The sequence below is a fragment of the Brucella sp. IR068 genome, from assembly GCF_049065885.1.
GTDB lineage: Bacteria > Pseudomonadota > Alphaproteobacteria > Rhizobiales > Rhizobiaceae > Brucella > Brucella intermedia.
Window position 1 is genome coordinate 95,935 of record NZ_JBAKHE010000010.1, and the last position, 22,685, is coordinate 118,619.

The window sequence follows — 22,685 nt, forward strand, 5'->3', positions numbered from 1 at the left end:
AAAACATAACCCCGCCGCGCGTCGAGCGCGGCAGGGTTGCAACAGGTGAAGCTGAGTAAAATCGCTCCTGGAAATGAGAAAGATCAGGCCGCAGGCTTGGTCTTTTCGCCTTCCAGCAGCTTCTCGTGGCGCAGCAGCATGCCGTAGAGATCGCGCGGCTCGTCGGGGTCTGCAAGCAGGTCCAGTTGCTCATAGAGGCCGGTATCCTTCAGCTTGTCGCGCACATAGCGCAAGGCGGAAAAATCTTCCGTGGCGAAACCAACGGAGTCGAACAGCGTGATCTGGCGGGCGTCCTTGCGACCGGTGATCTTGCCGGTGATGACTTCCCAAAGCTCATTGACCGGATAATCTTCCGGCAATTGCTGGATTTCGCCTTCAATGCGGGTCTGCGGCGGATATTCGACAAAGATGTCGGAACGGCGCAGGATATCGCCGTGCAGTTCCGTCTTGCCGGGGCAATCGCCGCCAACCGCATTGATGTGCACGCCGGCGCCGACCATGTTGTCGGTCAGGATCGTCGCATTGGCCTTGTCGGCGGTGACAGTGGTGATGATATCCGCGCCTTCGACAACCTCTTCAATCGTCTTGCAGGCGACGATGTCGAAACCGGCACCCCGCAGGTTGCGAATGCACTTGGCGGTGGCTTCCGGATCGAGATCGTAAAGACGAAGCTTGTCGACGCCGAGCAGCGCCTTGAATGCCAGAGCCTGGAATTCGCTCTGCGCGCCATTGCCGATAATGGCCATCGTGCGGGAGTTCTCACGCGCCAGATGCTTTGCAGCAACTGCCGAAGTCGCAGCAGTGCGCAGCGCGGTCAGGATGGTCATTTCGGTCAGCAGCATCGGATAGCCGCTGCCCACATCGGCCAGCACGCCGAAGGCGGTGACGGTCTGGAGACCTTCACGCGTGTTTTTCGGATGGCCGTTCACATATTTGAAGCCGTAAAGCGTACCATCGCTCGTCGGCATCAGCTCAATCACGCCTTCCTTCGAGTGCGACGCCACGCGCGGCGTCTTGTCAAAGTTTTCCCAACGACGGAAATCTTCTTCGACATAGTCGGCAAGTTCCTTGAGGAAGGTTTCCACGCCGACGGACAGCACCAGCTTCATCATATGATCGACGCTGACGAAGGGGACGATATTGAGGTTGGGTTGGGTCATCATTGCTCCTTGAGCATGTTTCAATAACTAATCGTCGGGCGGTCCATGACACTGCGGCCAAGCAGGCTCGCCATCAGGTCCACCATGACGGTGGCGGTACGTCCGCGTTCATCGAGAAAGGGATTGAGTTCGACGAGATCGAGGCTCGTCACCAGCCCGCTGTCGTGCAGCATTTCCATGATGAGATGCGCTTCGCGGAAGGTTGCGCCGCCCGGGACCGTGGTGCCGACGGCAGGCGCGATGGACGGGTCGAGGAAATCGACGTCGAGACTGACATGAAGAAGGCCGTCTTCGGCTTTCACGCGCTCAAGGAAGCGGCGCAGCAAGGCCGCAACGCCGTGCTCATCGATCAGGCGCATATCATAGACGGCGACTTCGGTTTTCTTGATTGCTTCCCGTTCCGCCGGATCGACGCTGCGAATGCCGAGCATGCAGACGTTTTTTGGATCGACCGGCGCGGCGAGCGTCGGGAAATAGCCTTCGAAGCCTTTCTGGCCGGTGTAGTAGGCGACGGGCGTCCCGTGCAGGTTGCCGCTGGTTGTCGTTTCCAGCGTGTGGAAATCCGTGTGGGCATCGAGCCAGAGCACGAACTGCTTGCGTCCCTTTTCAGCCGCACGGCGCGCAATGCCCGGAACGGTGCCGGCGGCAAGAAGGTGATCGCCGCCGAGGAAGATCGGGAAACCGTCCGCACTTTCGCGATAGGCGGCTTCGCTGATTGCCTCGATCCAGGCAACGGCATGGGGCAATGCCTTGATTGCTTGGTTCGGATGCTCCAGCGGGCGCTGGACAGCCGGTGCGAGATTGCCGAGATCGGTAAACTCGTGGCCGAGTTCCTCGATAGCCGAAGCAATGCCCGCGGCACGGTAGGAATCGGGGCCCATATTGCAGCCCACGCGGCCGGTACCTTCCTGAACGGGCAGTCCCAGAATCTTGCAATGCATAAAGTGGAGTCCTTCTGAATATCCAGATCAAGATTCACCATTTACGCTTGGCGATGTGAAGCAACCGGATTGGCAATTTTATCGGTTTGGTTTATCAGAATGTCGGTTTGGCTTTTCAAAATGGAGAAAGCATGGACGATCTGGATGAAAAGCTGATTACGCTTTTGCGCCATAACGGGCGACGCAGCATTTCTGATATTGCTATCGATCTCGGTGTTTCGCGGGCAACTGTCCGGGCTCGCATGGAGCGGCTGGAAAATTCCGGCGATATCATCGGCTATACCGTAATCCTGCGCTCGGATGCTGTCGATCTGCCGGTGCGCGGCATCATGATGATCGAAATCGAAGGCCATGTGGCCGACCGTGTGGTCAAGGCGCTTGGCGGCTTTTCGGAAATATCGGCAATCCATACCACCAATGGCCGCTTCGATCTGGTGGTGGAACTGGGCGCTGCCACGCTCACCGATTTCGACGCCGTCCTGCGCCGCATCAGGCTGGTGCCCGGCATCAAGGCCAGCGAAACCAATCTGCTGCTGGCCACACCGCGCTCGACACGAGCAAGGCTCTGATAACAAAAACCCGGCATTTCGCCGGGTTTTGTATTCTCCTGATCAGGCAAGCACGGGATAATCCGTATAACCCTTGGCGCCACCGCCATACATATGCTGCTGATCGAGTTCGTTCAGCGGCGCATTGTCTTTAAGGCGACGCACGAGGTCCGGATTGGCAATGAAGGGCTTGCCGAAAGCCACGACGTCGGCGCGACCGCTTTCGACTTCCTCTTCGGCAAGCGCGCGGTCGTAACCATTATTGACCATCCACGCCGCCTTGCCGCCCGCATCGCGATAGACCTGCTTGAGACGCGCATAATCGAAGGGCTGCGGTCCCTGCTGGAAATCGCGCGGACCACCCGTCGCGCCTTCAATGATATGGATATAGGCCAGACCGTATCCCGCCAGTTTCTCGACCACATAATCGAACAGCGGCTGCGGATCGGGATCGGAGGCATCATTGGCTGGTGTGACCGGCGAAAGACGGATACCGACTTTGCCTGCCCCCGCCGCCTTCGTCACGGCGTCGACGACTTCAAACAGGAAACGGGCGCGATTTTCGATCGAGCCGCCATATTCATCGGTACGGTGATTGCTGCCCGAACGGAGGAACTGGTCGATCAGGTAACCGTTGGCCGCATGGATTTCCACGCCATCGAACCCCGCCACTTCAATCGCATCCCTTGCAGCCTTGCCGTAGGTGGCGACGATTTCCGGCAGTTCGCTCTTGTCCAGGGCACGCGGTTCGGAGGTCGGCGCGAAGCCGCCCGTGCCGTCCGGTTGAACGAGATAGGTCTTCGACTTGGCCGTGATCGCGGAAGGCGCGACCGGCTGGCCACCATTCGGCTGCAAGGTGGTGTGTGAAATGCGTCCCACATGCCACATCTGCACGACGATCTTGCCGCCTGCGCTATGCACGGCGTCGGTCACGCGCTTCCAGCCAGCGAGCTGTTCAGCGGAATAGAGACCCGGAACATCGGCATAGCCCTGTCCCTGATGGCTGATCGGCGTTGCCTCGGTGATGATGAGGCCGGCACTCGCGCGCTGTTCGTAATAGGTGACGTTGAGGTCGTTTGGCACGGCGCGCGGCGAACGATTGCGCGTCAGGGGGGCCATGACGATGCGGTTTGCGAGCTTGAGATCGCCTACGGTAACGGGATCGAACAATGAAGCCATGGATACATTTCCTTCAAATGGGAAAGATTGGGCAAGTGGGAGAGGTCGGTTTCAGGATGGATTAAAGATCGGAGAGGGCTTTGACGAAGGCGGCTATCGCCTCCTCGTCGCGCTTGTAGAAAGTCCATTGCCCGACGCGGTGGGGCGTTATCAGCCCCGCTTTGGTCAATACGGACAAATGGGCGGAAACGGACGACTGGGAGAGGCCGCACCGTTCGAACTGGCCCGCGCACACGCCCATCTCCAGAGGCATGTGCTGGCCGGAGAAATGATTCTCCGGCTCCTTGAGCCAGCTCAAAATGTCGAGACGCACAGGATTGGCGAGCGCTTTTAATATCTCGTCCAGAGGTATAGGCTGAACATCCGACATCGCAGTCACCTCGCTGATCTTCCAATGCGTATCGTCATTACCCGATATAAGTATTGTTAAAATCCGATTTAAAAAGGTGCAGGCAGTTCACATCGCCGTGAACACGAACGCTGACGCCTTTCCTGTGGAACATCGATACTGCCTTGATTGCGCCGAACCGGCATCCGACTATGTTCGGCGTGACTATTAAGAAATGGAAGTTACATGGCCGATATTACCAAGCGCATTGCCGGGATCATCGCGGCGGAAATCAACGCAAAGCCGGATCAGGCGCTCGCCGCCATCGGCCTGCTGGACGAAGGCGCGACCGTGCCTTTCGTCGCCCGCTACCGTAAGGAAGTCACCGGCGGCCTTGACGATACGCAGTTGCGCCAGCTTTCCGAACGCCTCGCCTATCTGCGCGAACTGGAAGCCCGTCGCGCTTCGATCCTGGAATCGATTGGCGGTCAGGGAAAACTGACGCCTGAGCTGGAGCTGAAGATCGCAGGCGTCGCAACCAAGGCCGAGCTTGAAGATCTTTATCTGCCCTATAAGCCGAAGCGCCGCACCAAGGCGGAAATCGCCCGTGAGCGTGGCCTCGGTCCGCTTGCCGAGGCCATTCTGACGGACCGCAAGCTTGTGCCTGTCGAAATCGCGGCGCAATACATCACCGCCGATGTTCCCGACGTAAAGGCAGCGCTCGATGGCGCACGCGACATCATTGCCGAAGGCTTTGCGGAAAACGCCGAGCTGATCGGCAATCTGCGCAACTATCTCAAGGAACGCGCAGTTCTCCGCTCCCGGGTTGTCGAAGGCAAAGAGGCCGCTGGCGCGAAGTTCTCCGACTATTTCGACCATTCCGAACGTTGGGCAAATGTTGCGGGCCACCGGGCCCTCGCCATGTTGCGCGGCCGCAACGAGGATTTCCTGTCGCTCGACATCGAGATCGACGCCGACGATACCTCGCCTGTGAAGCCGGTCGAACGCAAGATCGCCGCCGCCTATAATATCGGCGGAACGCTTCCCGGCGACCGCTGGCTGATGGAAGTTGCAGGCTGGGCATGGCGCGTGAAACTTTCGCTGTCGCTCTCGCTCGATCTGATGCGCGACCTGCGCGAGCGTGCCGAAGAAGAAGCCATCAATGTCTTCGCCCGCAACCTCAAGGATCTGCTGCTCGCAGCGCCTGCTGGTTCGCGCGCCACGATGGGGCTTGATCCGGGCATCCGCACCGGGGTCAAGGTAGCGGTGGTCGATGGTACGGGCAAGTTGCTCGACACGACGACGGTCTACCCTTTTCCGCCAAAGAACGACGTGAGCGGCACACAAGCCGAACTTGCAAGCCTGATCCGCAAGCATAAGGTCGAATTGATCGCCATTGGCAACGGCACCGGCAGCCGCGAAACCGAACGGCTTGTCATCGACATGCTTTCCGACATGCCGGCACCAAAACCGCTAAAAGTCATCGTGTCGGAAGCAGGCGCTTCGGTCTATTCAGCATCCGAAACCGCAGCCGCCGAATTCCCGCAGCTCGACGTGTCGCTGCGCGGCGCAGTTTCCATTGCGCGGCGTCTGCAGGACCCGCTGGCCGAGCTCGTTAAGATCGAGCCAAAATCCATCGGCGTCGGCCAGTACCAGCACGATGTCGATCAATCCCGCCTGGCGCGTTCGCTCGATGCAGTGGTCGAAGACGCCGTGAACGCGGTCGGCGTCGATCTCAATACGGCTTCCGCTTCACTGCTGGCGCGTGTTTCGGGTCTGGGAAAGTCGCTCGCCGAAGCAATCGTGGCGCACCGCGATGAAGCCGGAGCCTTCAAGAACCGCAAGGAGCTTTTGAAAGTCGCACGGCTCGGCAACCGCGCTTTCGAGCAATGCGCGGGCTTCCTGCGCATTTCCAACGGCACAGAGCCGCTCGATGCCTCCTCCGTTCACCCGGAAGCCTATGGCGTCGCCAAGAAAATCGTCGCCGCTTGCGGTCGCGATGTGCGCAGCCTCATGGGCGACAGCGCAGCGCTGAAGGCACTTGATCCGCGTCTTTTTGTCGATGAGCGTTTCGGTCTGCCGACCGTGCGTGACATCATTGCCGAACTTGACAAGCCGGGCCGCGATCCGCGTCCGGAGTTCAAGACTGCGACCTTTGCCGATGGCATTGATGACATCAAGGACCTGAAGCCCGGCATGTTGCTTGAAGGCACCGTGACCAATGTTGCGGCCTTCGGTGCATTCGTTGATATCGGCGTGCATCAGGACGGACTTGTCCATGTTTCGCAGCTTGCGGACCGTTTCGTCAAAGACCCGCATGAAGTAGTCAAGGCTGGTGATGTGGTGAAGGTGCGCGTGACGGAAGTGGATGTGCCTCGCAAGCGCATCGGCCTGACGATGAGAAAGGACGGAGGCGAAGCCCCTGCCCCACGCGGGAATGCAGGCCGAGATCAACGGCCCGCCAAGAACTTCACACCGCAACGCAAACAGGAGCAGCCATCGACCGGCGGCTTCGGCGCAGCATTGCTGGAAGCTATGAAGAAGAAATAGAAAACAGCGAACGGCTTTTACGACCTTATGTAAAAGCCGTCAGCTTGCTGCTGGTTGCAAGGGGCGATGGATTTGCCCTGAAATCCTTCGACCAACGGCGATCATCGGCTTTTCCACATAGCGATATGTTAAGATCGAAACCACGAAGGATGCAATCACGCACAATGCCATTGTGATAAGATCGCTTATAGCGCCTGTCGGCGGCAGGAACAGGTAGATCGTCCAGCAGACCGGAACGTGAAACAGATAGATCGAATAACTTATCTCACCGGTCGAGGATAAAAGCTTGGATTGCGGTCTCATCGTCCAAAGTGACAGAAGAAAGACGGAATAAGCAGCAAGATAAGATGCAATGACAGGCAATTTTCCCACGATGAAAAACGTGTCGTTTCGAGCGAGGGAAAAGTCTCCAATTGAGACAATGATGCCCATTTGTACAATAATCAGCACCAGAGCCGCCGATAAGGTGCCCCTTTCTTTCTCAATGACGGTAAGACGAAGCAACAATCCGCAAAACAGGAAGGATAGATGAAGCCCGATATAGACAACGGGCAGGTTGATGCCGAGAGAACGTAGCAGAAACGGTCCACCCGTTGAAAGCGCCAACAATAATCCGGCAGCCAAGATCAGCATCGGTTGGCGCAAAATTCCAGCCATGAAGGCCACGGCGATCAAGATATAGAAGATTAGTTCGATGAAAAGCGTCCAGTAAACGCCAGAAAGCCAAGGCTGTCCGAATGCATTCGCCGCCATTGTCGCATTGGCTAGCAGCGTTTTCAGTTCAGGGGCACCGCCTGTAAACACCAGATAACCATACATGAAAATCAAAGACAGCCAGAACGCCGGGTAAAGACGGAAAAAACGTCCGATTGCAAATCGTCTGATCGGCTGGAGCTGGTCGCTCTTGATACTGAAAGGCACCACAACACCGCTGATCAGGAAAAACAATACAACGCCAAAACGGCCAAAATCGAAACTGGAAATTATTGAGTTAAGAGAACCAATCAGGGTCGTATTCTGATTTGACGCCTCTCGGAGAAAGTCGCCAAGAATGTGATGAAACAAAACTGATATAGCCGCGATTGCACGCAAGCCGTCGATATTGGAAAACCGCCCTGCCCCCATATTTCTCCAGAGCCCCCACACGAAACATCGTATCTGGCATATATCAGTATATTTTACACTACAAGTTGAATATCCTAAATCTTGTTACCTATCGGAAAGCCGGTTGAGGCTTTTCTCACCGGCATGTCAGCGGTGGGAATGATCCAGCCGTTGCGGATGGCGATGCGCACTTCGTCGCCCTCTTCCAGCCGCACGGGATCGCGCACCTCGAAATGCAGGTGAATATCCGGCTTCGCGACCGGCGATGCCTCAATGCGCGAACCGCCGCCCCGATAAACCGAGCGCTTGACCCGCACGGGAATGCCGCCGGTTTCGGTCAATGTCAGGTCCTCTGCCCGAACGCAGAGCTGCGCATTGGCGCGTGGCATTTCCGTGCCTGAACAACGCACCTGTGCGCGGCTGCCCAACACCAGCGCCTCGCAATGGCCACGTTCGGCAAAAGAAAGCACCTCCGCAGGTAATACCATGCCGTGGGCGATGAAGGAGGCCACCATTTCGCTCGCCGGCTCCTCATACAGTTTGCGTGGCGTGTCGAACTGCTGGAGCCTGCCATGATCCAGCACCGCAATCCGGTCGGCGAGCGCCATGGCCTCAGCCTGATCGTGAGTGATATAAATGATCGTGGTACCCGTGCGCTTGTGAAACGCCGCGAACTCGTCTTCCATCGAAGCACGCAGATGCACGTCGAGATTGGCGAGGGGTTCGTCGAAAAGGACGAGAGACGGTGCAGCCACCAGACAGCGAGCCAGCGCAACACGTTGCCGCTGACCGCCCGAAAGATTACCTGGGCGTCGATCACCGAAACCGGCGAGATCAACGAGCGCCAGCGCCTCGTTAACTCGGCGTTCGCGCTCGGCCCTGGCAACCTTTGCCACCCGCAGACTGTAACCGACATTCTCGGCCACGGTCATATGCGGCCAGAGCGCATAGTTCTGAAAGACGATACCGACCTGCCGCTTTTCGGGCGGCACGCTACCGCCAATATGAGAAACGCGGCTGTCACCAATGTGGATTTCACCGCCATCGACATCTTCAAATCCCGCGATCATGCGAAGAAGCGTGGTCTTGCCGCAGCCCGAGGGTCCGAGGATGGCAACAAACTCGCCATCCTTCACATCGAGAGACACGCCGGACAAGGCCTGAAACTCATTGAAGGTCTTGGAAACAGAAGCGATTTTCAGTCGCGCCATGGCAGCACTCCGTTTGGAAGACGCCGCGCAAACAGATTGGTTGCAAGCATCAGCATGAATGTCACCGCAACAGCCAGCATGGAGATGGCTGCTGCATAGGCGGAATCGCCCGCCTGTTCGAAAGAAAACATCACCACGCCCAGCGTTTCCGATCCCGACGCCCAGAGAAGCGCTGAAACCGTCAACTCACAGAAAGCGGTCATGAAGATGAGCACGCCGCCCGCAAGCGTCGCCGGTGCGACGAGGGGAAATATAATGGTCCGCAGGCGATAGAAAAGCCCCGCGCCTGCAACACGCGCGGCCTCCTCCATCGCACGGTCGATCTGATGCAACCCGGCGACCGTCGGCCGCAGAGCCAGCACGAAGAAGCGCGCGAGATAGGCAAACAGGATGATCCAGAGCGTGTTGTAAAGACTGACGCCAATCACCGGCAGCGGTTTCAAAAACAGAAGCAGACAGGCAATCGCCAGCACCACGCCCGGCAGGGCATACGGCATTTCGGCTGCAAAATTGAGGATCGGCGTCCAGCGACGCTTGCGCCATGCCAGCATATAGGCAAGCGGAACGGCGATCAGGACAGCGAAGAACGCTGCCGACAGTGACAGGACCACACTATTGCGAAACGCGCGCGCGGCACCGGCATGTTCCATAAGGACGAAGCGGAAATTTTCGACTGTCGCGGTCGCAAAGGTCAGCGGCACGCCGTAAGCCGGAACCAGAGCGGAAAGCGTGAGCCCGATCAGCGGCAGGAAGAGTACGACCACGATCAGCAGCCAGGCGGAGGCTTCCACCGGCACGCGCCAGCGGCCAAGCGCAAAGGGAGCGGCTGGCAGAGACGTCGAGACAATGCGGAAATCACGTCTGCGGGACGCATATTCCTGCGCAGCAATGCCAGCCATGGCAATCAGGCCGATCAGCACGGACAACACGGCGACGCCCGAAAGCACAGACGGTCCGCCGCCCGCAAGACGCTGATAAATCAGCGTCGGCAAAACCAGATAATTCGACGGTATGCCGAGAAATGCCGGAATGCCGAAATTCCCCACGCAGGAAACGAAGGCCAGCGCGGCAGCACCGATAATCGACGGCGTCATCAGCGGCAGGATGATGGTGCGTAACACGGTCCATTTTCCGGCACCGGCGCTAAGTCCCGCTTCCACCAGTTCGCGTGGCAGTTTGCGCAAACCTGCGCGCACGATCAGGAAAACCAGCGGGCCGTATTGAACGCCCAGCAAAAAGATGATGCCCCAGACGGAATAGAGCGGATTCCGGCTGCCAAGCGGCGGCGCCATCCCCACAATCTTGAGGAACTGGCTTGATGGCCCGAAAAGCTGGAGCCAAGCCAGCGCCGTTACCTGCGGAGCGATCAAAAGTGGAGTGACATAGAAAAGCACGAAGACATTGCGGCCGCGCATGTTTGTCAGCCCGACGAGCAATGCCGCGACAATGCCGAACACCAGCGCCAGCAGGGTCCCGCCAATGCCGATCTGCAACGAATGCCATGTCGCAACCCAGGTCGACTGGCTTCCGAGTGTCTCCACCAGCGCCGAAGTCGAAAGCTGCCCCTGCGGCGCGACCAGTTCGACCAGCAGCCTGCCCATCGGCAGAAGCGACAGAACCGCCACGATCAGTGTTATGCCAGCAATCAGGGCCGCATCGCGGCCCTGAAGGTCTCTCATGATGCGCATCGAGATGCCTTATCCGCCAAACAGCTCGGAGAACTGCTTCTTGTCGACATCAGTCTGATCGAGAACCTTCTGGGTGTCGATAGACATGATGTTGATCTTGGTGCCTTCCGGCAGCCAGGCAGGACGGCCAACACCTTCCTTGGCAGGCAGATAACCCTGCTCGAGCGCCAGCTTCTGGCCGTCATCCGACAGGATGAAGTCCACGAACTTCTTCGCGCCGTCGACGTTCTTGGCGGTTGCCATGATCGCGACCGGTTCGGTCACCGCGGGCACGCCTTCCGACGGGAATACGAACTCAACCGGCGAACCCTTGGCCTTGGCGTTGAGCGCCATGAAGTCCACCAGGATACCGTATGGCTTTTCGCCGCTGGCGACAGACTTCAGCACTGCGCCATTGCCTTTGACGCTCGCCAGTTCGTTGGCCTTGAGGTTCTTGAAGTAATCCCAGCCCAGATCCTTGTTGAGCGCGAAGCCGCTCAGCAGATAGGCGGCAGCGCCGGAGTAAAGCGGGCTCGGCATGACAACCTGACCCTTGTAGTCGGCCTTGGCAAGATCGGCCCAATGTTCAGGCTTCTGTGACGCGCCTGTGTTGTAAGCTATGCCGGTGGTGATCAGTTTGGAACCGAAATAAGTCTTGTCGGCGTCATAGCTATCTGCGGCAAAGCCATCGACCTTGGCCTCCGGATAGGCGAGCAGCCGCTTGTCCTTCTTGAGGCCTTCCATCGTCACCGCATCGGCAATGAGAAGAACGTCGGGCTGCGGAGCGCCAGCCGCAAATTCGGCAGCAAGCTTGGTGAGGAGTTCGCTCGTGCCCGAGCGGAAAATCTGCACATCCGTATCGGGATTGGCCTTGCGGAACGCTTCAACCGTCTTGGTCGCATCCGCTTCCGGCTGCGAGGTATAAAGCGTCAGCGTATCGGCCTGCGCCACGGCGATGGAAAGAGCAAGAAGCGCAGGTACGACAGCGGCCCGCTTCAGCATCTTGTTCATGGGATTCGCTCCTCGAATTTCTGTGTAATGTTCGCCAGCATGACCAGCGATGCCGGTGCGATCCTGACGCGTGCGAAGTGATAACGCGCAGATACTGCCATGGCGATAGGCACGATCATTTCCATTCATGGTGCACCTGTCAAACATCCTGCAACGTGAAACCGGAAAAGCAAAAGCCTTCCGGCGGAATCATTCCATCGGAAGGCTTGTAAGGCATTGAGGCAGTTGCCGAACAGCCATCCGTTTCTCCTGATTTGGAGAGATGCGGATGGCATTAGAGGAATTGCACTGCGGTTTTATGACAGCCGCAAACCTATCCCCGGTGAACCGGTCGGCAGATCAGATAACGATCTCGGCGACATGCGCAATCTGTGCGCCAGCCTCGTAATAGGCTTCACGCAGACCACGGAAATTCTGTTCCTTCGGATCGCTGACCGGCAGCGGCAGATCGTCTTCCTTGATCTCGCCTGAAACGAGTTGCGAAAGCAGTTTTCCGAAGACTGTACCCGGCGCGATGCCGCGGCCATTATAACCGGAGAACCCGACGACATTGCGCGCCAGGCGATGGAATTTCGGCAGGCTGTCATCGGTCATGCCGATCTTGCCATACCATTCGGCTTCGAACTCGACTTCGCCGATCTGCGGGAACAGTCGCTTCAACGACTTCTTGGCCCATGCCTTGTGCACGGCAGCACCCGTGTTGCGCAGCGCACCGACGCTGCCGAACACCAGGCGGCCTTGGCTGTCAAAACGGAAGGACGAAAGCACTTCCTTCGTATCCCATACACCCTGACGCTCCGGCAGAATGCTCTTCTTGAGATTGTCCGACAGCGGCTTTGTAGCCATGTTGAAATATGGCAGATGAACAAGTTCGGCGCGAACTTCCGCCCACGGCGCATTGGTATAGGCGTTGGTTGCCACCACGACCCAGTTGGCCGTCACGGAACCCTTGGCGGTCTTGACCACCCATTTGCCGTTCTTTTCCTCAGCGCCGGTCACGGGGCTTCCGGTAAAGATGGTCGCGCCAGCGGCGACAGCGGCATGGGCAAGCCCGCGCACATAGGCCAGCGGCTGGATCGTACCGGCGCGCAGATCGAGCAGCGACCCGGCATAGGCTTTCGTGCCGACCTTGGCTTCGGTTTCTCTCGCATCGAGCAGCTTCACATTCGCGCCACGACGCGCCCACTGCTCATAACGATCTTCAAGTTCTTTCAGACCCTTCTTGCCGACGGCGCAATGAAGAGTGCCCTGCTTCTCGACTTCACAGGCAATCTTGTGTTTCTCGATAATCTCAAAAACCAGCTTCGGCGCATTGCCGAGGACATCGAGCAGACGGTCGCCATATTTCTGGCCAAGCACGCCGGGCAGATCATCCGGCATGACCCACATGCCCGCGTTCACCAAACCGACATTGCGTCCCGAACCGCCGTATCCGATCTCGACGCCTTCAAGCACGATGGCCCGCGTGCCTTTTTCGGCCAGATGCAAGGCCGTCGACAGGCCGGTGAAGCCGCCGCCCACAATCACCACGTCCGCAGTCAGATCACCTTGCAGCGCAGTCGTCTTGGGAGCGGCAGGGGCGGTCTTTTCCCAAAGACCATGGGAGCGCGGATCGTTCAGCATTGAGACAACCATTTCATACCGAGCATTTCCAGCAAAAGTGTGAAGCGGTTTTGCGTTCGGAAATGCGTAAAAACAAACAGTTAGAGCGGTTCCCGGTCTTTTTCATGATCGACCGCTCTCGTGGAATACGGGCACCCTGCCCGGTTGTTTCTATTTCACGCCGCGAAAGCCACTTGGACAGCGTTATTTGCGCAACAATTCATTCCGGTTTGGAATGAACCAGCATCGAATAATCCGTATTTCCAACCTGTCCGGCAATCCACTGGCAGAAGACCTGCGTCAGCGGGTTTTCCAGTTTTCCTTCCGGGACAACGAGATAATATTCATTCTCGGTCCGCATCGGCTTCTCGAAAAGCATGACCAGTTCACCGCTGCGCAATTCCTGCTCTATCAAATAAAGCGGCAGAAGCGCGAAACCCAGCCCGGCCAATGCCGCACCTATAACCATAGAGAACTGGTCGAAACGGTGGCCGCGATAGGCCGACTGTCCTTCCACGCCGCAGCTTTCAAACCATTGCGCCCACATTTTGGGCCGTGTCGCAAGATGCAGCAGAGGCTCGTTTTCAAGTTCTTCCGGAGCGGACGGATGACGTGCCTTCAACAGGCTTGGACAAGCAACCGGCACAATAACCTCACTACACAGGAAAGTGCAGGTGGCGTGGGCCCATACCGGCTGCCCGTAATGGATGGCCAGATCGAAGGGCTGTTCCTCGAAGTCGAAAACGCCGGAACGCGACGCTACATTCAACGCGATCCCCGGATGCTTCTCCACGAAATCAGGAATGCGCGGCATCAGCCAGCGCGTGCCGAATGTCGGCAGGGTCGCCACACTGAAAGAAGAGGTGGACTGCGCCGAAGCCATGGCGCGCAACATCGTATCCTCTGTCTGGTTGAGAAGACGCCGCACTTCCGGCAGAAACTTGCGGCCGGCATCGGAAAGCAGAATGCGCTGGCGAATGCGCTCGAACAGCAGCACGCCGAGCTGGCTTTCGAGATCCTTGATCTGACGGCTGACAGCGCTTTGGGTGAGATTGAGCTCATGCGCAGCCTGGGTGAAACTTCCGTGACGGGCAGCACATTCAAAGGCTTGCAGCGTGGCGATGTCCGGGATCAGTCTTCTGCTCAGCTTCATTCCATTCTCGCATTAACATAGTTGCTTTCGTCGCAAGCATAACCGCAAAACGGTCTATATGATACATTTTCATCATAATCCATGCATGATCCTCCCAAACAAGACATGCGTCACCCGAAGATGCCCCACTCGACGGAAATTTTCGCCATGAAAGACCAGAAATTCGTTTCGCCGGACGCCATTCGTTCCGCCTTCTCGGCTGCGATGTCTGCCATGTACAAGCAGGAAGTGCCTGCTTATGGCACATTGATGGAACTCGTTGCCGATGTGAACGCCAAGGTGCTGGCGGATGACAGCCATCTGCATGAACGCCTGACGGAAACAGATTCGCTTGAGCGCATCTCGGAAGAGCGCCACGGCGCAATCCGTCTCGGCACTGCTGCCGAACTTTCCATGATGCGCCGTGTGTTCGCGGTCATGGGTATGTTCCCGGTCGGCTATTACGATCTGAGCGCCGCTGGCGTTCCGGTCCATTCGACAGCCTTCCGCCCGGTCGCCGATGCCGCCCTGAAACACAACCCGTTCCGCGTCTTCACCTCGCTTCTGCGCCTTGACCTCATCGCCGATGAAAAGCTGCGCGCTGAATCGGAGGAAGTTCTCTCCAAGCGCAACATCTTCACCGCTGGCGCCATCGCGCTTGTAAAAAAGGCGGAAGCTGAAGGCGGCCTCAACGATGAAGATGCCAAGGCCTTCGTCGCTGAAGTGCTGGAAACCTTCCGCTGGCACGATCACGCCAATGTCAGCGCCGAACTTTATCATCGCCTGCATGATGCACATCGCCTCATTGCCGATGTCGTGTCCTTCAAGGGTCCGCATATCAACCACCTGACGCCGCGCACGCTCGACATCGACGCCGTGCAGGCCCAGATGCCGGAACGCGGCATCAACCCGAAAGCCGTTGTTGAAGGCCCGCCAACCCGCAAGTGCCCGATCCTCCTGCGCCAGACCTCTTTCAAGGCGCTGGAAGAAGAAGTATCCTTCGTCAACCCGGACGGAACCTGGACACCGGGCTCGCATACCGCCCGTTTCGGCGAGATCGAACAGCGCGGCGTGGCGCTCACGCCAAAGGGTCGTGCGCTTTACGACAAGCTTCTCAACGACACCCGCGCTATTGCCCGCCCTGCCCCGGACGGCTCGAATGCGGCTGAATATGTGAAGGCGCTGAGCGATACTTTCGCGGCCTTCCCCGATACATGGGCTGGCGTGCGTGAGGAGGGCCTCGGCTACTTCGCCTATTCGGTCAAGGATGCGGCACGTCTTGCAGCTTTCAAGCCGGATACCGATATCGAGGTTCTGATTGAAGCAGGCGCGGTTCAGTTCGACCCGATCATCTATGAAGACTTCCTGCCGGTCAGTGCTGCCGGTATATTCCAGTCCAATCTGGGTGACGACGAAACGCAGGATTTTGTTGAAAGCCCCAACCAGAAGCGTTTCGAGGATGATCTGGGCGCGAAAGTGCTTAATGAATTCGAGCACTATGCCCGCATCGAACGCGAATCCATCGAAGCCGTTCGAGCAGGCCTGAAGGGCCTCGAAGCGGCGGAATAAACGCATAACCCCGAAAAGTTGCAAACTTCTCGGACAGGATTATGCGCAAACAACTCATACAGAGAGGAAAGCCATGAACACCGCTGTTAGAAAAATCGACGTGAAGAAGGAAGCCGCCGATCTGCTTTCCAAAATCGGCGTGGATGCATCCGCCTATACCGGTGGCAACCTTGCCGGTTTCAGCCCTGTTTCGGGCGAACAGATTGCTGCGGTCAAGACCCACAGCAAGGAAGACGCCGTCAAGATCATCGACAAGGCCGACGAAGCCTTCCGCGCCTGGCGCAACGTTCCAGCCCCAAAGCGCGGCGAGCTGATCCGCCTGCTCGGTGAAGAGCTGCGTGCTTCCAAGGAAGATCTTGGCCGTCTCGTTTCGCTCGAAGCTGGCAAGATCCCGTCTGAAGGCCTTGGCGAAGTGCAGGAAATGATCGACATCTGCGATTTCGCGGTCGGCCTGTCGCGCCAGCTCTACGGTCTCACCATCGCAACCGAACGCGCTGGCCATCGCATGATGGAAACCTGGCATCCGCTCGGTGTCGTCGGCGTTATCTCTGCCTTCAACTTCCCCGTCGCCGTCTGGTCGTGGAACGCCGCTCTTGCAATCGTCTGCGGCAACTCGGTCGTCTGGAAGCCGTCTGAAAAGACCCTTCTGACCGCTCTTGCCTGCGATGCGATCTTCAAGCGTGCTCTGAAGCGTTTTGGCGACGCGCCGGAAGGCATCTCCCAGCTTCTGCTCGGTGATCGTGAAATCGGTGAAGTCCTCGTCGACAGCCCGAAGGTCCCGGTCGTTTCGGCAACCGGCTCGACCCGCATGGGCCGCGAAGTCGGTCCGCGCCTTGCCAAGCGTTTTGCTCGCGCAATTCTCGAACTCGGCGGCAACAATGCCGGCATCGTCTGCCCGTCGGCCGATCTCGACATGGCGCTGCGCGCAATCGCTTTCGGCGCAATGGGCACCGCTGGCCAGCGCTGCACCACGCTGCGCCGTCTCTTCGTGCATGAAAGCGTTTACGACGCCCTCGTCCCGCGTCTGCAGAAGGCATATGCCAGCGTCACCGTTGGTTCCCCGCTTGAAACCAGCGCTCTGGTCGGTCCGCTGATCGACAAGGTTGCTTTCGACAACATGCAGAAGGCGCTCAAGGAAGCGGCTGCTCACGGCGGCAAGGTACAGGGCGGCGAACGCGTCGATGCTGGCCATGAAAACGCTTACTATGTGCGTCCGGCCATTGTCGAAATGCCGAAGCAGGAAGGCCCGGTTCTCGAAGAAACCTTCGCCCCGATCCTCTACGTCATGAAGTATTCCGACTTTGACGATGTTCTGGCGAGTCACAATGCTGTGGGCGCAGGCCTGTCGTCATCGATCTTCACGCTCAACCTGCAGGAAGCAGAGCGCTTCCTTTCGGCTGAAGGTTCGGATTGCGGCATCGCCAACGTCAACATCGGCACGTCTGGTGCGGAAATCGGCGGCGCATTCGGCGGCGAAAAGGAAACCGGCGGCGGTCGTGAATCGGGTTCGGACGCGTGGAAGGCCTATATGCGCCGCGCAACCAACACCATCAACTACTCGAAGGCTCTGCCGCTGGCCCAGGGCGTTTCCTTCGACATCGACTGATCGGTCTGGTTCAGGATCAAAAGAAAACCCCGCTTCGGCGGGGTTTTTTGCATCGGAATATAACCAATCGCTCATACTGTTGATAATAGCCAAAAGTTACATTGCAGCAGCCCGCCATGTCTGAATAAACGAAACATGTTTTTCATAGTTATTTTGGGGCAACATGTTTAAATCGACTTCATATCGCCTGCTCAGTCTGCTGGTAGGCTCTCTTATTTTGACCGCTTGCAATACAAGCTCCGATCCTACGGCGCTTAACAAAAGTGCGATCGACAATGCTCGCAAGACAGAGGGCTATGTCGCTACAAAAGGTGCTGCAATCGTCGCCCGCGTGACTATTAACGGCAAAATATGCCATCAGGCGAATATTCAATTGCAAGCAGTAGAGAACGGCCAGTTAGTGCCGCGTAATATCACCAGTATCGGACAAAATTACTCCTTGGCGGATATTGGCAAGATCACCCTCAGAATGGCCACCCTGAACATTCCCGGTGTCTTCGACGTAATAGACAGCCAGGATATTCGCGTATCATTCCAGCCGATTGCACCCGGCGATTATGGCATAGCTCGCGTCATCTGTAGCTGGGATTCGAATCATCGAAGCGTGCTTGAAGCCAGCAGCAGTGGCTTCTTTGGGCTCGGGAGAAAGAAAGCGCTTGTTCCATTGGCGATTGACGGCACAATTTCGGTGAAAAAAGGGGAGATCGTGGATGCGGGAGTCCTCAACATCATTTCCACGAGTAAGAGGCGCGCTGTCATTCTGGCATCTCCGGCACCGCAAACATATCGCGACACCATCAAGCGTCATTTGCCAGAACTCTATCCAAAAATTACATTCCGTCAGTTCAGCCGTTAATCTTTAGGGCGCATCCCGAAAACCGCATCGTTGTTTTGGGAGCGGGATTGGCGATTAGCGGAGATTGTGGTTATGACATGCCGAAAATCGTGGCTTTTGAGAACCGGCGCGCAGCGTACTTGAGTACGTGAGCGCCGGAAGCGCAAACGCATGATCCCAAAAAGTTGCAGACTTTTTGGGATCATGCGCAAAAAAGACACGCCGTCAGAACCGCAATATCAGCCCATGCGTTCGGAGGCGAAGGAACCGGGAGAAGCAGGGAATACAACTGTGCGATTGCCGTTGAGGAATGAGCGGTGATGGATATGCGCGTGAACGGCTCGCGCCAGAACCTGCGCTTCCACGTCACGGCCAATCGACACATAGTCGGCGGCGCTCTGTGCGTGCGTGATGCGCGCCACATCCTGCTCGATGATCGGGCCTTCATCAAGATCAGCCGTCACATAATGCGCGGTCGCGCCAATCAGCTTCACGCCACGCTCATAAGCCTGCTTGTAAGGATTTGCGCCCTTGAAGGACGGCAGGAACGAGTGGTGGATATTGATGATCCGGCCCGACATCTTCTGGCAAAGCTGGTCGGACAGAACCTGCATGTAACGCGCAAGCACCACCAGTTCGGTGCCTGTATCTTCCACGATATCCAGAAGGCGCTGCTCGGCTTCCGGCTTGTTGGCCTTGGTTACGGCGATGTGATGGAACGGAATGTCGTGATTGACGACAACCTTCTGATAATCGAAATGGTTGGAGACCACGCCGACAATATCGATCGGCAGTGCGCCGATCTTCCAGCGATAGAGAAGATCGTTCAGGCAATGGCCGAAACGCGAAACCATCAGCAATGTCTTGGTGCGGTGGGCATTGTCATGGAACTCGAAATTCATGTCGAAAGGTGCCGCCACGGACGCAAAGCCCTCACGCAGCACGTCGAGCGCTACGCCTTCTTCGGAAATAAAGCTGACGCGCATGAAGAAGCGACCGGTGTCCAGATCGTCGAACTGGGCGCTATCGATGATGTTGCAACCCTTGCCGGCAAGATAACCCGAAATCGCGGCAACGATACCACGGGTGGACTTGCAGGTGACGGTCAGGACGAAATTATGCATCGGACTTCCTCAAATTTTCGAAGGCGCAAGCCAGGGCGACCACATCGCGAACCTAATCCACGAAGCGGCCCCGGCCATGCCAGAATGCGTAATGCACTGACGGGATTGCGCTATCAAGCGACTTTGGAAGAAAGATTGTCCAATTTTGTTTCGAGCCGCATCCCGCGTTCCGGGATGCGGACCAGCATCAAAGATGCGGGTTGCGATTACGATAGCGGGCAACCAGCGAGCGGTTCACATCGCCCGAGCCCGGCATGTTGGCGCTGAGATAAATCGGGGCGTCGCCCTCGCCCACCAGCCTTGCCGCCACATCGGCAAAAACGGCATTGAGAATGGTCACGCCAAGCGCGGTTGAAACCGGGCCGACTTTCAGCGCACTGCCTTCCACTTCCAGCACCGCATCCCCCGCAGGCGCGTCATTGTCCAGAACGACATCGGCCAGAGAAAGCAATTGCGTGCACCCCTTGGCGATGGCGTTGGAATAGGTGACGGAGGTGACCGCAATAACGGCAGCGCCCTTCTCACGCGCAAAACGTGCTGCCTCGATGGGAGCGGCATTGACGCCGGAATTCGACACGACGATCAGCACGTCGCCTTCACGAATGCCATAGCGTTCGAGAATTGGCAGCACCGCTCCTTCGATCCGCTCGAAATGCGAGCTTGCCACTGCCCCGTCCTGCAGCATGATCGCCCCGCAAAGAATGGGCACGGTGATTGCCAGTCCGCCTGCACGATAATGCAGTTCTTCTGCCATCATATGCGAATGGCCGGTGCCGAACACATAAACGCGCCGATCCGCCTTGGCCGCAGCGGCGATGAGTTCAGCCGCCTTGGCCATCGGGTCGGCAAGGCGATCGCGCAGGCCGGAGAGCCGGGCGATCAGATCATTGAAATAACGATCGGTGATTTCGGTCATCGGCCTTACCCCGCGATCTGCTTTTCACCCGAAAGCCACGTGGCTTTCGCAAACAATCCGTCATCAAGATGGACCGCATCCATTCGCATGCCGGGTCGGAATGTACCGCGATCATCAAGACGCAGATAGCGCGCGGGATAGTGGCTCGCCATGCGCAGCGCCTCGGCCAGCGTGAGTTCCAGCTCGGCCACGCCGAAACGAACAGCCGACGCCATGTCGAGATCCGAACCGGCAATGGTGCCATCCGCCAGCACGAGCTTGGAGCAGATGCCGCCCGGCACACGACGGACGGCGCGCCCGTTGATTTCGAAGCTTTCAGAGTCCGAACCCACCAGAGCCATGGCATCCGTCACGAAAAACAGATGCGCGTCGCCGCGCTTTGCCCTGAGCGCAAGCCGCAGCGCCATCGGATCGACATGGTGGCCATCGGCAACGATGCCGCACCAGATGTCGGGATGATCGAGCGCCGCGCCTGCAAGCCCCGGCGCCCGGTGACCGATCTGGCTCATGGCGTTAAAAAGATGGGTGACACTGCGCGCACCGGCATCGAAGCGCTTGAACGCCTCTTCCGCTGTAGTGTCGCTGTGGCCGATGCTGACGACGACACCGCCATCGCTTAACCGGCGCACCTGGTCCGGCGTAACCTGCTCGGCAGCAAGCGTGACAAGCAAGGTGCCGATCTGCTTTGCCGTATGGATATAGAGCGCAATATCGGCATCATTGACGGGACGCATCAGTTCCGCCAGATGCGCGCCTTTCCGTGCAGGCGCCAGATGCGGCCCCTCAAGATGCAGGCCGGCAACGCCCTTGTCCGCCTTGACCGCTTCAATCGCCGCTTCGATGGCGCGGTCGCGAACCGGCGTCGTATCGGTAATCAGCGTGGGCAAAAGGCTCGTCGTTCCATATTTGCGATGCCCCTTGGCAATCGTGAACATGGTTTCGGGCGTTGGCTGATCGTTCAGCATGCGCCCGCCGCCGCCATTCACCTGCGCATCGATGAAGCCGGGAGCCAGAATGCCGCCATTCAGACGCTCGACCTCATGGGCCTCGCCGAGCGATGCTTCCGGCACAATGGCTTCGATCCGGCCATCGCCGAACACCAGCGCGCTCTGATCGTGAAAGCGCTCGCCGTCGAAGACACGCGCCCCTGCTATTGCTGATTTTTTCGTCATACCGTCACCGTAACCTTGTTGAGATTGCGCGGCTTGTCAGGATCGAACCCCTTGCGGCGCGTGACCGCTTCAATGACGCGGTAATAATTGATGAGGGAAACCAGCGGATCGAGATGCGCGTTACCCGTGCTCGCCGATGGCAACCGGAAGCCCGGCGTTTCCGCATCGGATAGCGATACGATGCTCGCCCCGAACGAGTGCAGCCGCTTGAGCGCCTGCATGTTGGTGTCAAAGGCTTCGTCGCGTGGCAGGAAGGAAACGATCGGGAAGCCCTCCTCCACCAGACGCATCGGACCATGCATCAGTTCGGCCAGAGAGAAAGCTTCGGCATGGATATTCGCGGTTTCCTTTGCCTTCAGCGCAGCTTCGAGTGCAATCGCAAAGGCCGTGCCGCGACCGCCGGTATAAAGCGAACGCGCATTGAACAGAAGGTTTTCTACTGCCTCGCGGCCATCGGGCCGTGTTGCAGCAAGCGCGTCCGGCAGGCGTTGCAGTCCGGCTTGCAGGCTTGCGTCACCGCTGGCCGAAGCAACGACGCCCGAAAGCGCGGCGACCGCGGCGATGAACGACTTGGTTGCGGCAACGCTTTTTTCTTCAGCGGCATGGAGCGCCAGCACGACGTCGGCAGCGTTACCAAGCGGACTATCGACGACGTTCACGACGGCGATTGTCGTTGCACCACCTTTTTTGGCGGCTTCCTGCGCCGCAACAATATCGGGGCTGGCACCCGATTGCGAAACGGTGAAATGCAGGCCGTTCTTGAGCTTCAGCTTGGAACCATAGACCGATGCCACCGATGGCCCGATGGACGCGACGGGAATGCCCATCGTGATTTCCATCAGATATTTGAAGAATGTTGCCGCGTGGTCGGACGAACCGCGTGCGGCGGTGGTGATGACGGCAGGTTCGCTCTTCTGGAAGATGCGCGCGATTTCCGCGAACGTGCCTGCCTCCTTCTCAAGCAGACCGGCGACGACGGCTGGCGACTGTTCGGTTTCCTGCAGCATCAGGGAGGAAGGGCTGTTCATGG

General features: G+C 58.0%; 20 protein-coding genes. 5 read left to right on the top strand and 15 right to left on the bottom strand.

The genetic code is table 11. The annotated features are described in order from the left end of the window. Positions 1 to 83: 83 nt before the first annotated feature. A complete protein-coding gene (locus ACOWVS_RS17095) occupies positions 84 to 1,160 on the bottom strand; it encodes an ornithine cyclodeaminase (protein WP_006471597.1) in 1,077 nt (358 codons plus the stop codon). 20 nt (positions 1,161 to 1,180) lie between these two features. Further along, positions 1,181 to 2,101 (bottom strand): arginase, encoded by a 921-nt coding sequence (rocF, locus tag ACOWVS_RS17100; protein ID WP_075042086.1) that lies wholly within the window; start codon positions 2,099 to 2,101, stop codon positions 1,181 to 1,183. Positions 2,102 to 2,232: 131 nt separating this feature from the next. Between rocF and ACOWVS_RS17105 the strand changes: the two genes are divergently transcribed. After that, positions 2,233 to 2,670 carry an Lrp/AsnC family transcriptional regulator gene (locus ACOWVS_RS17105; RefSeq protein ID WP_006471598.1) on the top strand — a complete coding sequence of 146 codons (438 nt, stop codon included), beginning with the start codon at positions 2,233 to 2,235 and terminating at the stop codon, positions 2,668 to 2,670. 42 nt (positions 2,671 to 2,712) lie between these two features. Here ACOWVS_RS17105 and ACOWVS_RS17110 read toward each other — a convergent pair whose 3' ends face one another. Together ACOWVS_RS17110 and ACOWVS_RS17115 are read right to left on the bottom strand one after the other, a co-directional pair. After that, positions 2,713 to 3,828 (bottom strand): alkene reductase, encoded by a 1,116-nt coding sequence (locus ACOWVS_RS17110; RefSeq protein ID WP_063620679.1) that lies wholly within the window; start codon positions 3,826 to 3,828, stop codon positions 2,713 to 2,715. A 61-nt stretch (positions 3,829 to 3,889) separates the two neighbouring features. After that, complete coding sequence (locus ACOWVS_RS17115) at positions 3,890 to 4,198, bottom strand: ArsR/SmtB family transcription factor (protein WP_006471599.1); 309 nt, start codon at positions 4,196 to 4,198, stop codon at positions 3,890 to 3,892. Positions 4,199 to 4,402: 204 nt separating this feature from the next. Between ACOWVS_RS17115 and ACOWVS_RS17120 the strand changes: the two genes are divergently transcribed. Beyond that, on the top strand, positions 4,403 to 6,706 hold the full coding sequence (locus ACOWVS_RS17120) for a Tex family protein (protein WP_063620678.1): 2,304 nt from the start codon (positions 4,403 to 4,405) through the stop codon (positions 6,704 to 6,706). A 39-nt stretch (positions 6,707 to 6,745) separates the two neighbouring features. On the opposite strand, the gene ACOWVS_RS17125 is transcribed toward ACOWVS_RS17120, so the two are convergent. The 7 genes from ACOWVS_RS17125 to ACOWVS_RS17155 all read right to left on the bottom strand — a co-directional run bounded on the left by ACOWVS_RS17125 (position 6,746) and on the right by ACOWVS_RS17155 (position 14,454). After that, entirely contained in the window at positions 6,746 to 7,831 is a 1,086-nt protein-coding gene (locus tag ACOWVS_RS17125; RefSeq protein ID WP_210272905.1) for an acyltransferase family protein, read from the bottom strand. A 74-nt stretch (positions 7,832 to 7,905) separates the two neighbouring features. After that, positions 7,906 to 9,021, bottom strand: coding sequence for an ABC transporter ATP-binding protein (locus ACOWVS_RS17130; RefSeq protein WP_063620676.1), 1,116 nt, complete (start codon positions 9,019 to 9,021; stop codon positions 7,906 to 7,908). After that, on the bottom strand, positions 9,009 to 10,709 hold the full coding sequence (locus ACOWVS_RS17135; RefSeq protein WP_063620675.1) for an ABC transporter permease: 1,701 nt from the start codon (positions 10,707 to 10,709) through the stop codon (positions 9,009 to 9,011). The genes ACOWVS_RS17130 and ACOWVS_RS17135 overlap by 13 nt, the downstream gene beginning before the upstream one ends. A gap of 9 nt (positions 10,710 to 10,718) precedes the next feature. Then, complete coding sequence (locus tag ACOWVS_RS17140) at positions 10,719 to 11,699, bottom strand: ABC transporter substrate-binding protein (RefSeq protein WP_063620674.1); 981 nt, start codon at positions 11,697 to 11,699, stop codon at positions 10,719 to 10,721. Next, entirely contained in the window at positions 11,696 to 11,824 is a 129-nt protein-coding gene (locus ACOWVS_RS17145) for a hypothetical protein (RefSeq protein WP_021587031.1), read from the bottom strand. The genes ACOWVS_RS17140 and ACOWVS_RS17145 overlap by 4 nt, the downstream gene beginning before the upstream one ends. 214 nt (positions 11,825 to 12,038) lie before the next feature. After that, the gene (locus ACOWVS_RS17150; RefSeq protein ID WP_025090559.1) at positions 12,039 to 13,322 is read right to left on the bottom strand and encodes an NAD(P)/FAD-dependent oxidoreductase; all 1,284 of its coding nucleotides are present in this window, start codon (positions 13,320 to 13,322) and stop codon (positions 12,039 to 12,041) included. A 199-nt stretch (positions 13,323 to 13,521) separates the two neighbouring features. Then, positions 13,522 to 14,454: a LysR family transcriptional regulator gene (locus ACOWVS_RS17155; protein ID WP_006467474.1), complete on the bottom strand. Its 933-nt coding sequence runs from the start codon at positions 14,452 to 14,454 to the stop codon at positions 13,522 to 13,524. A 147-nt stretch (positions 14,455 to 14,601) separates the two neighbouring features. On the opposite strand from ACOWVS_RS17155, the gene ACOWVS_RS17160 reads away from it, so the two are divergent. The 3 genes from ACOWVS_RS17160 (at position 14,602) to ACOWVS_RS17170 (ending at position 18,464) form a co-directional block, all read left to right on the top strand. Continuing rightward, complete coding sequence (locus ACOWVS_RS17160) at positions 14,602 to 16,002, top strand: 2-oxoadipate dioxygenase/decarboxylase HglS (protein ID WP_063620673.1); 1,401 nt, start codon at positions 14,602 to 14,604, stop codon at positions 16,000 to 16,002. A gap of 73 nt (positions 16,003 to 16,075) precedes the next feature. After that, positions 16,076 to 17,608: an aldehyde dehydrogenase family protein gene (locus ACOWVS_RS17165; protein ID WP_063620672.1), complete on the top strand. Its 1,533-nt coding sequence runs from the start codon at positions 16,076 to 16,078 to the stop codon at positions 17,606 to 17,608. Between the two features lie 163 nt (positions 17,609 to 17,771). Beyond that, on the top strand, positions 17,772 to 18,464 hold the full coding sequence (locus tag ACOWVS_RS17170) for a hypothetical protein (RefSeq protein WP_063620671.1): 693 nt from the start codon (positions 17,772 to 17,774) through the stop codon (positions 18,462 to 18,464). Positions 18,465 to 18,682: 218 nt separating this feature from the next. Here the strand turns inward: ACOWVS_RS17170 and purU are convergent, their stop codons facing one another. The 4 genes from purU to ACOWVS_RS17190 form a co-directional block, all read right to left on the bottom strand. Next, the gene (gene purU / locus ACOWVS_RS17175) at positions 18,683 to 19,567 is read right to left on the bottom strand and encodes a formyltetrahydrofolate deformylase (RefSeq protein WP_006467477.1); all 885 of its coding nucleotides are present in this window, start codon (positions 19,565 to 19,567) and stop codon (positions 18,683 to 18,685) included. 187 nt (positions 19,568 to 19,754) lie between these two features. Continuing rightward, positions 19,755 to 20,483, bottom strand: a complete 729-nt coding sequence (locus ACOWVS_RS17180) for an SIS domain-containing protein (protein ID WP_025090562.1) — start codon at positions 20,481 to 20,483, stop codon at positions 19,755 to 19,757. A 5-nt stretch (positions 20,484 to 20,488) separates the two neighbouring features. Continuing rightward, complete coding sequence (nagA, locus tag ACOWVS_RS17185; RefSeq protein ID WP_025090563.1) at positions 20,489 to 21,655, bottom strand: N-acetylglucosamine-6-phosphate deacetylase; 1,167 nt, start codon at positions 21,653 to 21,655, stop codon at positions 20,489 to 20,491. Then, complete coding sequence (locus tag ACOWVS_RS17190) at positions 21,652 to 22,683, bottom strand: SIS domain-containing protein (protein WP_025090564.1); 1,032 nt, start codon at positions 22,681 to 22,683, stop codon at positions 21,652 to 21,654. Before ACOWVS_RS17190 ends, nagA begins: the two co-directional genes overlap by 4 nt. Positions 22,684 to 22,685 lie beyond the last annotated feature (2 nt).